Annotated in this window: 15 protein-coding genes and 1 pseudogene; 2 read left to right on the top strand and 14 right to left on the bottom strand. The window is 42.9% G+C overall.

Going from position 1 to position 14,606, the window contains the following annotated elements; translation table 11 throughout:
* Positions 1-56: 56 nt before the first annotated feature.
* The 4 genes from JCM19038_RS13495 to JCM19038_RS13480 form a co-directional block, all read right to left on the bottom strand.
* The gene (locus JCM19038_RS13495) at positions 57-902 is read right to left on the bottom strand and encodes a proline/glycine betaine ABC transporter permease (protein ID WP_042360382.1); all 846 of its coding nucleotides are present in this window, start codon (positions 900-902) and stop codon (positions 57-59) included.
* The gene (locus tag JCM19038_RS13490; RefSeq protein ID WP_042418880.1) at positions 895-2,091 is read right to left on the bottom strand and encodes a glycine betaine/L-proline ABC transporter ATP-binding protein; all 1,197 of its coding nucleotides are present in this window, start codon (positions 2,089-2,091) and stop codon (positions 895-897) included. Before JCM19038_RS13490 ends, JCM19038_RS13495 begins: the two co-directional genes overlap by 8 nt.
* A 474-nt stretch (positions 2,092-2,565) precedes the next feature.
* On the bottom strand, positions 2,566-3,375 hold the full coding sequence (locus tag JCM19038_RS13485; protein ID WP_042418877.1) for a SurA N-terminal domain-containing protein: 810 nt from the start codon (positions 3,373-3,375) through the stop codon (positions 2,566-2,568).
* Positions 3,376-3,415: 40 nt separating this feature from the next.
* On the bottom strand, positions 3,416-4,423 hold the full coding sequence (locus JCM19038_RS13480) for a dipeptidase (RefSeq protein WP_042418875.1): 1,008 nt from the start codon (positions 4,421-4,423) through the stop codon (positions 3,416-3,418).
* A gap of 125 nt (positions 4,424-4,548) precedes the next feature.
* Here JCM19038_RS13480 and JCM19038_RS22370 point away from each other — a divergent pair, with 125 nt between their 5' ends.
* Together JCM19038_RS22370 and JCM19038_RS21915 are read left to right on the top strand one after the other, a co-directional pair.
* Entirely contained in the window at positions 4,549-4,737 is a 189-nt protein-coding gene (locus tag JCM19038_RS22370; RefSeq protein WP_152549443.1) for a hypothetical protein, read from the top strand.
* Entirely contained in the window at positions 4,716-4,889 is a 174-nt protein-coding gene (locus JCM19038_RS21915) for a YppG family protein (protein ID WP_081831797.1), read from the top strand. The genes JCM19038_RS22370 and JCM19038_RS21915 overlap by 22 nt, the downstream gene beginning before the upstream one ends.
* Before the next feature lie 36 nt (positions 4,890-4,925).
* Here JCM19038_RS21915 and JCM19038_RS13475 read toward each other — a convergent pair whose 3' ends face one another.
* From JCM19038_RS13475 to acnA, 10 genes and pseudogenes are all read right to left on the bottom strand, one after another.
* Positions 4,926-5,264, bottom strand: a complete 339-nt coding sequence (locus JCM19038_RS13475) for a cyclic-phosphate processing receiver domain-containing protein (protein ID WP_042418873.1) — start codon at positions 5,262-5,264, stop codon at positions 4,926-4,928.
* Positions 5,265-5,412: 148 nt separating this feature from the next.
* On the bottom strand, positions 5,413-6,585 hold the full coding sequence (locus JCM19038_RS13470; RefSeq protein ID WP_042418871.1) for an EAL-associated domain-containing protein: 1,173 nt from the start codon (positions 6,583-6,585) through the stop codon (positions 5,413-5,415).
* A 40-nt stretch (positions 6,586-6,625) separates the two neighbouring features.
* Positions 6,626-7,453, bottom strand: a complete 828-nt coding sequence (locus JCM19038_RS13465) for an alpha/beta fold hydrolase (protein ID WP_042418869.1) — start codon at positions 7,451-7,453, stop codon at positions 6,626-6,628.
* The gene (gene metA, locus JCM19038_RS13460; protein ID WP_042418866.1) at positions 7,440-8,348 is read right to left on the bottom strand and encodes a homoserine O-succinyltransferase; all 909 of its coding nucleotides are present in this window, start codon (positions 8,346-8,348) and stop codon (positions 7,440-7,442) included. The genes JCM19038_RS13465 and metA overlap by 14 nt, the downstream gene beginning before the upstream one ends.
* Positions 8,349-8,381: 33 nt before the next feature.
* Positions 8,382-8,855, bottom strand: a complete 474-nt coding sequence (locus JCM19038_RS13455) for a DUF4352 domain-containing protein (RefSeq protein ID WP_042418864.1) — start codon at positions 8,853-8,855, stop codon at positions 8,382-8,384.
* Between the two features lie 27 nt (positions 8,856-8,882).
* On the bottom strand, positions 8,883-9,710 hold the full coding sequence (gene nadE, locus JCM19038_RS13450; RefSeq protein ID WP_042418861.1) for an ammonia-dependent NAD(+) synthetase: 828 nt from the start codon (positions 9,708-9,710) through the stop codon (positions 8,883-8,885).
* A gap of 335 nt (positions 9,711-10,045) precedes the next feature.
* A complete protein-coding gene (locus JCM19038_RS13440; protein WP_042418858.1) occupies positions 10,046-10,465 on the bottom strand; it encodes a thioesterase family protein in 420 nt (139 codons plus the stop codon).
* Positions 10,466-10,624: 159 nt separating this feature from the next.
* Positions 10,625-10,747, bottom strand: a complete 123-nt coding sequence (locus JCM19038_RS21910) for an FbpB family small basic protein (protein WP_081831795.1) — start codon at positions 10,745-10,747, stop codon at positions 10,625-10,627.
* Between the two features lie 46 nt (positions 10,748-10,793).
* Positions 10,794-11,516 (bottom strand): DUF421 domain-containing protein, encoded by a 723-nt coding sequence (locus tag JCM19038_RS13435; RefSeq protein ID WP_042418855.1) that lies wholly within the window; start codon positions 11,514-11,516, stop codon positions 10,794-10,796.
* A gap of 355 nt (positions 11,517-11,871) precedes the next feature.
* A pseudogene (gene acnA, locus JCM19038_RS13430) lies at positions 11,872-14,594 on the bottom strand (aconitate hydratase AcnA).
* Positions 14,595-14,606: the final 12 nt, after the last annotated feature.

The following is a 14,606-nucleotide window of genomic DNA, read 5'->3' as shown; positions in this document are numbered from 1 at the left end:
ATCTTTTTTTCGTTAATTTGACCCCCCACACGCTGTCAGCGCTAGGGAAGATTTCGTTATGATTTACGTTTTCGAAGTCCGAATCCTGCTGTTAGACGGTCGAGGATAATGGCAACAACAACAATCGCAAGTCCTGCCTCAAAACCACTACCGACATCATTACGTCCAACCGCGGTGTACACAATGTCCCCGAGTCCATCTGCACCGATCATTGACGCAATAACGACCATTGAAAGTGATAACATAATGGTCTGATTTACACCGGCCATAATCGTCGTTTTCGCCATTGGAAGTTGAACTTTAAATAGTTTTTGAGTCCCTGTTGAACCGAATGCATCTGCAGCTTCAATCGCTTCTGTCGAAACTTCGCGAATTCCGAGATTCGTCAAACGAATCGTTGGTGGCATACCGAAGATGACAGAGGCAATAACACCTGGCTCCATACCAATTCCAAAGAAGGCAACAGCTGGAATCAAGTAAACAAATGCTGGCATCGTTTGCATAAAGTCTAGAATCGGTTTTACAATCGCTTCAACTGTATTGTTCTTCGCCATCCAAATTCCAATCGGAACACCGATGACAATCGAGAGGATCGTTGCGGCTAGTATGAGTGATAACATCGTAATCATATCATCCCAGAAACCGAGGTTCACGATGAGTAATAGTCCGAAAAACACAAAAGCTGTAAGGCCAATTTTACGGCCTGCAAAAAAGTAAGTTACCGCAGTTAAAATTGCAATAAATAATAGCGCAGGAACAAGATCCATTCCCCAGTATAGCCCTTGGAGTATCCAACTAATTACTTGTTCAATTGAATCAAAGATAAAGTCTGCATTCGTCATCCAATCAACGACACTTCTTGTCCATTCGTCAAGAGGAATTCTAGGAATTGCTTCAGTCATCTAGATTCACCTCTTTTCCAGAAAGTGCAGCCAAGATTGAGCTTCGAATGATAATGCCTCTAAGCTTCCCATCTTCAAGTACCGCAATCGGGTAGCTCGTCTCTGCTGTCAGTTCAATCACATCATTTACCGGTGTATCCATTTCAACGACCTTTAGCGCGTCTCTTTTAATGGCAGACGTAAGATCGTCTTGTTTCTCATCAACGAGCTTGCGAACGTCACTCGCATCGACAATTCCGATCAATTCACGGTTTCTTTTCACCGCAAAAATACTCGATATACCGTTTTCACGCATGCGTTGCAACGCAACTCTTGGACCTTCACGTTCGGGTTGTACCGTTTCCGGACGCATCATGACGTTGGATGCAGTATACACTTTCGAACGATCAACATCTTCGACGAATTTCTCAACATACTCATCTGCTGGATTTGTAAGAATCTCTTCTGGCGTTCCAATTTGAACGATTTTTCCATCTTTCATAATCGTAATGCGATCACCAATTCGAAGTGCTTCATCAAGGTCATGCGTGATGAAAATAATCGTCTTCTTCATCGTCTCTTGTAGATCTAACAATTCGTCTTGCATATCTTTTCGAATTAATGGGTCAAGCGCTGAAAAGGCCTCATCCATCAGCAATACGTCCGAATCATTCGCAAACGCTCGAGCAAGTCCAACACGTTGCTGCATACCACCTGATAATTCGTCTGGATATTTATTTTCATATCCCTCAAGGCCAACGAGCTTTAAAGACTCCATCGCTTTTTCAGTACGCTGCTTCTTCTCTACTCCTTGAATCTCAAGGCCATATTCTACGTTGCTAAGTATCGTACGGAATGGGAATAAGCCAAATTTCTGGAATACCATACTCATATCTTTACGACGAATGTTACGTAATGTTTTCTGATCAACCGTCGCAAGGTCATTTCCGTTCAAGTACACCGAACCTTGTGTCGGTTCAATAAGACGGTTTAATAGTCGAACAAGTGTCGACTTCCCACTACCTGAGAGACCCATAATAACGAAGATCTCACCGTCTTGCACCTCAAATGATGCTTTGTTAACCCCTACCGTTAACCCTGTTTTTTCGAGAATTTCCGCTTTAGATTTATCTTCGCTTAATAGCGAAAGCGCTCGATTCGGCTTCTTACCGAATACTTTTGTCAGATTCTCAACTTTAATCTTTGACAATGCATCCACCCCTCCAACAATTTATGAGTATATCACTATACTTTCATTTCCAATTCGGCCAAGACAATGTGTGCATGCTATTTGCACCATATTCCAAAACTATACGCTGTTTATCATGTTCGCTCAAATGGATTCTAACGTTCCTATACTCGATATTCGATATTCAATATGAATTAAACAGACACTGCGTATTAAATTCTAATGATAGCTCCATCATTCTCCCATTTTGAACAAAACAGAGATCATTTCATCGAAAATCATCAAATTCGCGATTGAAGGTTTGGAATTGAATCTATTATGTAAAAATAATATCTTTACCGACAGTTACTTTTTCCCTAATCCATTGTTTTCAAAACCTATTTTTCGTCAAAAATCGCGATTATACTACAACTTTTTTCACATAGGCTGATTAAACCTACGTTCAACACCAATAAAAAAACCAGATGAGCTTAGGCTCATCTGGTTGACGTAAACTTAAATGTGAATCGTCACATCGTTTTCTTCTTGTAGTTCAGGAATTAATGTGTTGAAAACATACTCTTGTTCTTTCTCTTGCTGCAATGCTTGGCGAAGCTCATCTTCTAGCTCTTCCAATTCAGGAACTTCTTGTGGTTCATGCATTGGCGCTTCTTCTTCATCAGCTTCTTCTTGTTGTTCTTCCATCATTGCGTTCATTTCTTCAATTTGTTGAACTTCTTGCTCGTAAGCTTCTTCAACTTCTTCGTCAGTTACTTCAACATCCGCTTCATTTGTTGCGTACATGTCAGCGGATACGGCTGTTCTAAGATCGTCACGTACTTCATCTGCTGTAACGCCTTGTTCTTCTTCAATTGAACTGTAAATCTCGTCGACTTCCATACCTGGTTGTCCATAATGCATCAAGACGTACTCATCGATTTCGTCGTCCGTCGCTTCGACACCTTCAGCTTCAGCTGCTTGCTCTAACAACTCTTGTCCGACAAGACCTTGTACGATATTCTCTGATAGTTCAGGGTCTAATTCATCGCCTTCCATAGGCATACCAAACATCATCATTTGTTGCATTTGGAACATATATTGATCTTCAAAAAGATCTCTTGAAATTTCAGTTCCATTTACTTCAGCGACGACTTCTGGTAGTTCACTAAAGTCAGGATTTGGCATCTCGTCTTCAGGAGAAGCTTGTTGTTCCTCACCATTCTCAACATCAGTTTCTTCGTTTTGCTCTTGCTCTTCATCACCACATGCAACGAGTCCAACCGATAACATGAGTGCAAAGCCTCCTGTTAGCCATTTCTTCTTCAAGATGACATCCCCTTTCTTTCATGCAGTTGTACGCATTGTATCACACACGCAGGGGATGCACGCAACGTCTTTGACAGTTTCTCTTTATCTTTGACAGTTGTGACAAATCATTGACGGTGGTAGCGGTCCTTGTTGCGTTTGACGTGTTCGTTATAGACCTGCGATAATTTTCACCCGCAAATTTGCGAACATCGTCTTCCTTATAATGCTTTTGCATATAGTCGATCAAATCGAGGATGCCTCTAGGCGATTCAAGACCACTCACACTTTGAGGAATGCCATCAAAGTCAGAACCGAACCCGACATAATCACTTCCAATTGAACCGGCAATATGGTCGATATGACGAAGTAAATCAGCGAACGTCGCTTTTTCACTACCATTTATAAATTTCGGGAAGAATGTCATGCCGACAAGGCTGTTTTTCTCTTTAATTACACGTAACTGTTCTTCTGTTAGATTACGTGGATGATTGTGGATTGTGCGACTATTCGCATGACTGACAAAGAACGAGTCACTTAATGACGCCGCTTCAAAATAACTATCATCGTGTAAATGCGCACCGTCTACAATCATTCCTTCATTACGTAAAAATGTGACGACTTCACGGCCTTTGTTCGTTAACCCATGGCCTCTTTCTTCCATACAACCAGCGGCAAGCCCATTGCCCTCGTTCCACGTAAGCCCAACACTTTCTACACCAAGGCGCTTCATTAATCGCCATTTCATCCAATCGTCTTGGAGACCATCTGCGCCTTCTAACGCTAAAATCGCTCTCGTTTTTGACATCTCAGTAAGCGGTGTACATGGCGCAAATACTACTTGTTCGTTTGATACGATCAAATTGTAAAAGTGATCGACTTGTCGCAATACTGAGTCAAATAAATCGGCGCGTTCATCATAAACCGGTGCAAACAGTGCAAACAATTGCATATTCACTTGTCCTTCACGTAATGATGATTCAGTAATTGTCATCCCTTCTGTAAACGAAGGGGTTTCAGCTTCAAATTGACGCAACGTAGCGTCACAATGACCATCTGCAATAAACATCGTTTCAGTCCTTTTCCGTTAAAATTTAGTCATCCATTGAACGATGGACAACACGTTTTCATAGGCTATGTAGTAAAGAAGTACAAACGAGAACGAGACTTTAATCTTCGAAAGGTGGTGATGGAATGTTTAAGAATACGCAACACGTTCAAGGTCGCCCGCCACAGTTTGCCAATCAGCAGCCGTATATGTATCCACCAAGACCTTATCCACCTTCTGTGCCCCCTTACCCTCAATCAGAGTATACGTCTCACCCTTACGGTGCAGCTCAATCGATGGGGTTCCCAGGCAAATGCCTAAACAAAAGAAAATGAATATGAAAAGCTTAATGAACGGGTTCGTTGACCAAGAAGGGCAAATTGACGTTCAGAAAACGATGGCAACAGTCGATACTGCAATGAAAACGTACCAACAAGTCACGCCGATGATTAAACAGTTGGCAACCTTTTTCATTACGAGACCTTAATGCTAAAAAAAGACTCCCTCAGACAGGGAGTCTTTCTTAATGCTGTTTCCAGTCTAAAGGTAAAGGTCGAAGATAAATCTTCACATGATATGGGAACGACCCTTGTCTTCTAGCTTCGGTTAGCGCATCGTACATTCGCTTACCAGCAGGGGCATTCGCGGAGTGAACCGTAATCCGCTCTGCATATCGTCTATGGTCAATCATATATTGAACAACTTCAAAACCATTCTTCTGGTCTGTTCCTAAGTCATGATCAAGTGACAAGTGATTTAACGGTAAATCTGTCTTCAAAATCGCAATACAGTCTTCGGCAGTTCGCACAAGATGGTGGTCACCCGGGCTTTCACGGACGTCATCCATAAACACTTTATCCATGTTACCACCTAAGCTTTCTTGGCTTATAGTTAAAATATGTCACCTACTCAATTTTGTCTATGTTCATCGTATCATAAAAGCGCTTAGAAAACAAATGAATGCAAGGTAAATTCTGAAAACTGAAAATGTCCACTAAATGATGACTCTTTTAGTGAACATAATCATGATCAAACAAATAATGATAGGCAATGTCTATAAAAACATACTCGCTAGTCGTAATTGGATAAGAGAACGTACGAATGTGCTCATTTGACGTCAAATCTTTATACAATACGGACAATACACCTTTCCCATCAACATTCATACGAATAATGTTCTCCAAGAAATACGGTCGCCAACTCCAATTTTGCCAACGATTCGCTTCATCTAGCTTCCAAGCCTGGTCTGATTGCACTGCATTGGCAGATTGCTGCTCTCCATCGTTATTAACAATGTATACGCGAAAACAAACGTCTTCGAGCCGTTTCCCAATCGTAAGCGCAAGATCATCGTACGAGCGTGTCTTCTCTTCTTCAAGAACGCTCAACACTCGCCGATCTAAATACACTGTAAAATCTAGCAAGCGTTGGATCCGGTTTTGCTCAAACGAGACGAATGAACGGAAATGCTTCACTAAGTCTGCTTGATACGATTCGCTGTTAGCTGTCGACTCTTTTTTCATGGCTAGAAAGTTCCCTTGTACGAACCTTGCGCCGTGTTTCCACGCATCGGTAAGTTGCTGAAAGCTTTCAACCCCTTGAAACAGTAGCGACGCACCGATCTTGCTCGCAGCAATCGAATAGACGTGTAATAGCTCGCGATGAACGTTCGCAACGTCATCTTCGATGTCGTTCATATCAATTTCAATAATGTCTGGCTTTACGTGTACGATATCAGACATCGCAATCTCTTTAATGGACGTATGCTTCATCGACACACGCAGTCCACTCATTTGCAAATAATACGTAAAATGCTTTTGATCTGCCCAATTCGTGAATTCATCGGTTAACAGAATACCGAGGACAACCTGATCTTTAAGTGTTTCTAGTTCTTCAACGAGGCTGTCCCCAATCGTTCCAGTATACAATTCTGGGCGAATTGTTACATAAATGGCCTTTCCTGGTGCAAGTGTTGAAAGCTCTTTAAAAGCAATTCTACGAACGTGCTGGTCCACTTCCAGACGATACTCTTCTGGGATCGTCCGGTTGTTTAGAAAAGAAGTGAGCTCATACTCTTGTCCTTCATCTCGGTAATACGGAAACACTTCGTACCCGACAACTTTTTGGCTGCCTGTCACAAAGATTGCTTGGAACTTCGGAGATATTTTGTCCATGTTCATCATGATGTCTAGTTCGTCAATAAGCCATCTCCCCTAACTTCCTTCACGCAAGAAATTTAGCAATCGCCTGCGATGTCTTTTCTGGAATTTCTTCTGGTAACAAATGACCGACATTTGAATAGACGTGAAGCATACTGTTCGGTAATTCTTTGTCTAAATACCGCCCAACGCTGACCGGCACGATCCGGTCGTTTTCTCCCCATAAAAGAAGAACTGGCTTTTTTATCGTATGCAGTGTCTCCCGGCTTAAATCACCTTCACGCTGTCGGATGAACTTCGCGAGTGTACGGTACATCGCATCGTTCTCAAGTGGTCGGCCGTACTCTTGGATTTGTTCATCTGTAATGGAACGCTTGTCGCTAATCACTTGTTGCAACACGTGATGGACGTCCCTCTCTCGAACATACTTCGATAGGTAATGATGAAAGAACGGTAACGTACTCGCCGCTCTTAATTTGAGCGAGCTTTTCGCTAAATTCCCAGAGCTCGACAGTAATACCGCTTTTGATACTTCAGGCATCCATTGAACGAGGCGAAGTGCAATTTGACCTCCCATCGAATGCCCAATGGCAATAACCTCATCGTCGTCTTCACTGTTCGCACGAATGACATCATGAACGGTCTTCGTATATTGTTCATACGAGTAGTAATAACGCACAGTCCGATTACTTAAGCCAAACCCAGGCAAATCTAACGTCATAATATTGCCGTACTCATTCAAGTACGGTATAAGCCGCTTAAAGCTGTACGACCAACTCATAAAACCGTGAATTAAAACGAAGTGACGATTCGCATGTTCTTTGGACGTAGACGGGTATACGTGCAAATTCACATCATCGTCAGTTAGTGGAAATCGATTAGCCCAATTCATATGGCGTCTCTTGATAGACATAATAATTTAACCAATTCGAAAATAACAGATGTGAATGAGCCCTCCACAATAAGGGCGGCACGTTATCAAGGTCATCACTCGGAAAATAATCATCCGGTAGCTTCGTGTTTAACCCTTTTTCCACATCTCGCAAATATTCCTCTTTTAACGTATCCGCATCGTATTCTCCGTGACCCGTCACAAATACTTGACTGCCGTCTCCATTCGAAATGAGGTAAACTCCGGCCTGCTCTGAATCCGCTAGAATGTGCAACTTTTCGTGTCGCTCAAGTTCAACGGATGATGTAGTCGTATGTCTTGAATGAGGGACATAAAAAATGTCATCAAACCCGCGTAACAGCGGATTGTTCTGAACACGAATCCGGTGTTTAAACACCCCGAATTGCTTTCGTTCAAGTGGCGTTTTATCAATGCCATAATGATGAAACATTGCCGCTTGTGCTCCCCAACAAATGTGAAGCGTTGATGTGACGTGCGTTTTGCTCCAATCCATCATTTCAGTCAGTTCAGCCCAATAATTCACTTCTTTAAACGGTAGTTTCTCAATCGGCGCTCCCGTAATGATCATCCCATCAAAATAGTCGTCTTTAATCTCTTCAAACGTCTTGTAAAACGCCGATAAATGCTTCGTTGACGTGTTTTTAGATTGATGTGATGATGGATGCAGAAACGTAATTTCCACTTGGAGTGGCGAGTTCCCGAGCAAACGAAGCAACTGGGTTTCTGTCGTTTCTTTTATCGGCATTAAATTTAAGATAACGATATGAAGAGGACGAATGTCTTGTGCATACGCCCTCGCTTCGTTCATGACAAAGATATTTTCTTGCTGTAAGATTTCAGATGCAGGTAATTGATTTGGGATCTTAATAGGCATACGAACACTCAATCCTCTTTCTATACTCGATTGTCATGGTGCAAGATCTAAATCCCATACCCCTTGCTGACCCGTTGCATGATTTGAATAGACCCATTCAAATGATGATTCTACATCATTCACTGGATAAGCAAGCGTTCCTCTTCGTTGACCTCCTGGTCGGATTTGTCCTCCCATCAGTCGTTGGTCTCCAAATGATGAATCATGTTGATACTCATACCCTTCGTCGTCAATGACCGAAGAGTTCATCGGAGCTAACTGGGTGTTTGTGTCCGATTCATTAAAGAATGAAACGTCCACGATCACATAATCTTCATCTTCCGTTTCTTCCAAGTAGGCTTCATGAATTGAAATGATAAAACTCCCTACTTGTGCTGTCTCTTCGGTTGTGAGTAGATGGTCATCTACTACTTGGTTAACCGTATTAGAGCTCGATCCATAAAACATTCCAGCCATAAAGCCTAAAATTAAAACGAGCCCCAAGAGCATCCAATACTTCCACCCCATCAAAGCAACTCCTATCCCAATGCGAACTTACAATTGTTTCCACCATGTGTCCGTCGGTGTTACAGGACCTTGGCGTTTATGTTCTGTCTTTTTGTAAAGAGAAATGAGCTTCTCCTCAACGTCTTTTGTGACGGGTTTTCCTTCAAGGAAATCGTCAATCTGCTCATAGGTTAAACCGAGTGCTTCTTCGTCTGATAACCCTGGGCGATCGTCTTCAAGATCTGCCGTTGGCACTTTTTCATATGTTTCTTTCGGCGCATCTAACCATCGTAAAACGCTACGTCCTTGTCTTTTCGTTAAGCCGAACAATGGCGTCAAATCACACGCTCCGTCTCCGAATTTCGTAAAGAACCCTGTAATTGCTTCTGCAGCATGATCCGTTCCAATGACGAGTAGTTGATGACTCGCAGCGAAGTCATAGTGCACTTTCATTCGCTCCCTTGCCTTCGTGTTCCCTTTAATAAAATCACTCATCTTCTCGCCATTTGCTTCTTCAAACGCCGCAACCGAAGCATCGACCGCTTGCTTCACATTCACCGTTAACAGTTGATCTGGGTTGATGAACTCAACTGCGCGCACTGCATCATCTTCATCATGCTGAATACCATACGGCAACCGCAATGCTAAAAACGTATACGATTCATCTCCAGTTTCTTCGCGCATTTCACGAACGGCCTCTTGCGCCATCTTTCCGAGTAACGTCGAGTCTTGTCCTCCTGAGATGCCAAGAACAAAGCCCTTCGTTCCCGTTTTGGATAAGTAGTCTTTTACAAATTGCTTTCTTTTCGTATATTGTTCTTTCGGATCAATCGTAGATTCGACTTCTAAAGCTTGTTGAATGGACGCTTGGTTCAATTCACTCACCCTTTACGATGGTTTTGTATTTACGAAACGCTCATATTGCTCTATGATCCTTCACGTTCTAAGACGTGCTTTTGATGATCACCAAAAACGTCAAAATGTGATAATTCTCCCCGTTCGTGCACCCACTCCGGACGAAAGCCGTAGCTCTTCCCCCATTGTAGCAATTTCTCAATGTCTGAACAGGCGACTTTGGTTACAGAATCGCACCCTGGGAAGCGTTCATCAACAGTAGTGCGTTAAGATACTAATCTCACCTTGTTTCGCTCGTTCTTTCCATTGCATCAGTTCTTGTTTGTTAATTCCAAATGCCACGCCTTCTCAACCTTTCACGTCCTACTTTGTTCTTTATATACAGCGTGCCAATCCGGTGCTGCCTTCTTAATCGAAACAGGACGGAAATCTTCCTTACGAACAACGACGTGCGTAGTTGTCCCATCTACACAGATATCTCCGCTTTCATCCTTAATTTCATAGCCATACGTGGCACGAATGCCTGTGTAAGACTCTAACCAAGTCGCGACTGTTGCCACAGCTGGGTAACGAATTGCTTTTTTATAGGAAAGGTTCACTTCAGTCACAGGAGAAAGCAACCCTTCTGCTTCCATCTGCGCATAGGAGAAGCCAAATTTCTCAATTAAATCCGTTCGACCTATTTCACACCAAATCAAGTATTGTGAATGGTGAATAACACCCATTTGATCGGTTTCTGCGTATCGTGTTTGTACTGGTACTTCAGATTTTATCATGAACGACACCCTTATCCATAAAGTTCTATATTTTTCTAGCATATAAAATAACGATTACGCAATCAAGCACTAGCCATCAAAAAAAGTAGAAACTGCACAATTCAGAAGAAAAAAAGCCTTAAAAGAACGGGAATTTCCGTCTTTTAAGGCTTTTTAATGCTAAGCTTTACGTTTTGAATCCAGTTTGGCGTCGATTTTTTCTAATGCCTCACGGTCATTCATAATTTGTTCCCGATTCGTCCGAAGAAGTTCCTGGAAACGAGCTTTTTTAATACGTTTCATACACAAATCATCTCCTTTTCCACATTATGGGTAGAAGCGGACAATTTTATGCATCTTCTTTTGGGCTAATGTACCATTCATCGTTGCGATTGATCGTTAATAAGAAAATGTTGTCGCTTGAATCATAACCCCTTTTCTTCAATTGCTTATAAAACTTCTCTTCTGATAAATGCTCAGGAAGGTTCTTTTTCTTCAGCGTCCCATCAGAAATAATGACCGATGCATAGCCTTTATCTTTCATTGAAATGTTCATGTCATCTGGAGTTAACTGGTCAAAACGCGCCTTCTTAATTACACTAACCTTCCCATTTTGCTCAAGCACGACTGTGTCAATCTCATTCAAATCTGAACTACTCGCTTGCCTAAGCTCCATAAGTACTTGTTCAATCGTCATGTTCGCTTTTCTTAAGATCTTCTCATGAAACACACCGTCACTCGCTAGAATGTACGGCTCATCTTCAAGAAAACGGCGGGATTTCTTCGGGAGTTTAAGCGCCATATAAGAAAGTGACCAATGCAACGCACCAATTGTTGCAGCCGCTATAAACGGACCCCCAAGTTCACTGTCGCCCGTGGCAAGTGGCTCCCCTAGAATATCCCCGATTACAACACCAAATATAAAGTCCAACGGATCAACCGTCGCCATTGACCGCTGACCGAGCAATTTGATCATTATAAAAATATACACATAGACAATCAACGCCCGAACTGCAAATCCGTATAACGGTAACGACGAAGATCCTTCCCACAATTCCACTAGTTGGTCCATCTACACCCCACCTTACACTTCCACTTTAACGTGCGCAATTGAAGGAGAATTATTCTAGGTGTGGGTGGTTGATGGCATGGGTTTGGGGAAAGAATTTATTACGGTGCGTGAAATTATGAGTTGGGGGTAAAGGTTCAGCCCACTTAACCTACTTTATGTGAGCAGAATTAAGCTCAAAACGGGTGTTTCGCCTTCTTCTAATCACATACTTTGCCATTCTGCTCACATAACTGACACTTTGTGAACAGAACCCCGTTTATCGAGAGGTTTTTTCTTCGGCTGATCACAATTACAGCCGTTTCATCTTCGCACAACAAAAAAAGCACCCCAAAACGGGGTGCTTTTATATAGAAGCTTATTTCTTCGCTGCTTCTTTTAGCTTGCTACGTAGTACCATCGGTAGGATTCCACCGTGGCGGTAGTAGTCGATTTCAATTTCAGAATCAAAGCGAACGATCGCTTCAAATGTTGTTGTTTTACCAGCTTCATCAGTTGCTGTTACAGAAATTGTATCACGTGGTGTTACGTCATCTGTAATGTTGATGCTGAACGTCTCTTTACCTGTTAGGCCGAGAGCGTCTGCACCTTCGCCTTTTTTGAATTGAAGTGGTAGAACACCCATAAGGGCAAGGTTACTACGGTGGATACGCTCAAAGCTTTGCGCGATAACCATCTTGATGCCAAGAAGGTTTGTACCTTTCGCTGCCCAGTCACGTGAACTTCCCATTCCGTAGTCTTCACCAGCCATAACGACAAGACCAGTGTCATCTGCTTTGTACTTCATCGCAGCGTCATAGATCGCCATCACGTCACCTGTTGGCCAATACGTCGTATAGCCACCCTCAGTGCCTGGTGCCAATTGGTTCTTGATGCGGATGTTCGCAAATGTACCACGCATCATGACTTCATGGTTACCACGGCGTGAACCGTAAGAGTTGAATTCAGAAGGCTTAAGACCTTTTTCCATCAAATACTCACCGGCAGGGCTGTTCTTCGCAATTGAACCTGCTGGCGAAATGTGGTCTGTCGTAACAGAATCGCCGAACTTACCGATCGCACGAAGGTCTGTAAGTGGCTTAATGTCTTGTGGCTCTTCAGACATGTTCTCAAAGAACGGTGGGTTTTGAATGTACGTAGACTCACTATCCCAGTTGTAAAGGTTCGCATTGTCTTTTGATTGTAATGCGTTCCAACGTTCGTTGTTATCGAACACGTTCTCATACTCATCTTTGAACAATTTCGGAGATACATTCTCACGGATGAACTGCTCGATTTCAGCAGATGTTGGCCAAAGGTCGCTGAAATAGACGTCGTTTCCGTCACTGTCTTTTCCGAATGAATCTTTACGAAGGTCAAAGTTCACATTACCTGCAAGTGCGTAGGCAACAACGAGTGGCGGTGAAGCCAAGTAGTTGGCACGTACAAGTGGGTGAATACGTCCTTCAAAGTTACGGTTACCAGAAAGCACTGAAGAAACGAGAAGATCGTTATCTGCAATCGCTTGCTCAATTTCATCTGGAAGTGGACCACTGTTACCGATACACGTTGTACAACCGTACCCAACAAGGTTGAATCCAAGTTTGTCAAGGAAAGGCATTAGACCTGAATCCTCTAGGTAACGTGTAACAACTTTTGAACCTGGTGCAAGTGATGTTTTCACGTACTCAGGCACGTCAAGACCTTTTTCTACCGCTTTCTTCGCAACAAGTCCAGCACCGATCATTACAGATGGGTTCGACGTGTTCGTACAGCTCGTAATCGCTGCGATTGTCACGGCACCCGTTGCAAGGTCAGACTTCTTGCCATTTGGATGCGCAACTTCTACAGAGCGATCAAGCTCAGAGCTCTCAAGACCGAAACCGTGGTTGCCCGCTGGAGCAGTAACCGCTTTTTCGAATGCAGACTTCATGTTATCAAGTTCAATCATGTCTTGTGGACGTTTTGGACCTGCTAATGAAGGCTCAATTGTGCTCATGTCAAGTTTGACAACTTGCGTGTATGTCGCTCCTCAGCGTCTGGAGTGAAGTACATGCCGTTTGCTTTCGTGTAAGCTTCAACAACAGCGATTTGTTCTTCAGAACGACCTGTTAGGCGCATATAGTTCAATGCTTCTTCGTCAACTGGGAAGAAACCACATGTTGCACCGTATTCTGGTGCCATGTTTGAGATTGTCGCACGATCAGCAAGTGACATGCCTGAAAGTCCTGGTCCAAAGAACTCAACGAACTTACCAACAACGTTCTTCGAACGAAGAAGTTGCGTCACTTTAAGTGCTAAGTCAGTTGCCGTTGCGCCATCTGGAAGGCTTCCTTCAAGACGTACACCGACAACTTCTGGTGCTGGGAAGTATGAAGGTTGTTGAAGCATTCCAGCTTCGGCTTCAATACCACCAACGCCCCAACCAAGAACGCCAATACCGTTGATCATCGTCGTATGAGAGTCCGTACCGACGAGTGTATCAGGGAACGTAACACGCTCACCTTCAGCATTTTCGTTCACGTGAACGACGTTCGCTAAGTACTCTAAGTTCACTTGGTGAACGATTCCTGTTGCTGGTGGAACAGCACTGTAGTTTTCAAATGCTTTTGTTGCCCAGCTTAACAATTTGTAACGCTCTTCGTTACGTTCGAACTCAAGGTTCATGTTCTTCATAAGTGAATCACTCGTACCGAACTTATCAACTTGTACAGAGTGGTCAACAACAAGGTCAGCTGGAATCGCTGGATCGATTGATTCAGGATCGCCACCAAAATCTGCAATCGCTTTACGTAGTGACGCTAAGTCTACGACTGCTGGAACACCTGTAAAGTCTTGTAAAATAACACGTGAAGGTTTGAACGGCACATCTTCTTGGCCACCGTCTTTTTTGCCCCACTTCGCAAGGCTTTCTACGTGCTCAGGCTTAATAACCTTTCCGTCTTGCTGTCTTAATAAAGATTCCAATAATACTTTAATAGAATATGGAAGTTTCGATACGTCTGCGACGTTGTTTAGTGATTGTAAATCATAATAAACGTATGATTTACCATTAACGTCGAATGTTTGTTTGGCTTGATAGAGATCGTTTGTTTTACTCATCAAATCCCTCCC

The sequence above is a fragment of the Geomicrobium sp. JCM 19038 genome, assembly GCF_000698125.1.
Classification (GTDB): domain Bacteria; phylum Bacillota; class Bacilli; order Bacillales; family Marinococcaceae; genus Geomicrobium_A.
The sequence above is the reverse complement of the archived record's forward strand: the minus strand, read 5'-3'. Positions and strand labels throughout refer to the sequence as shown.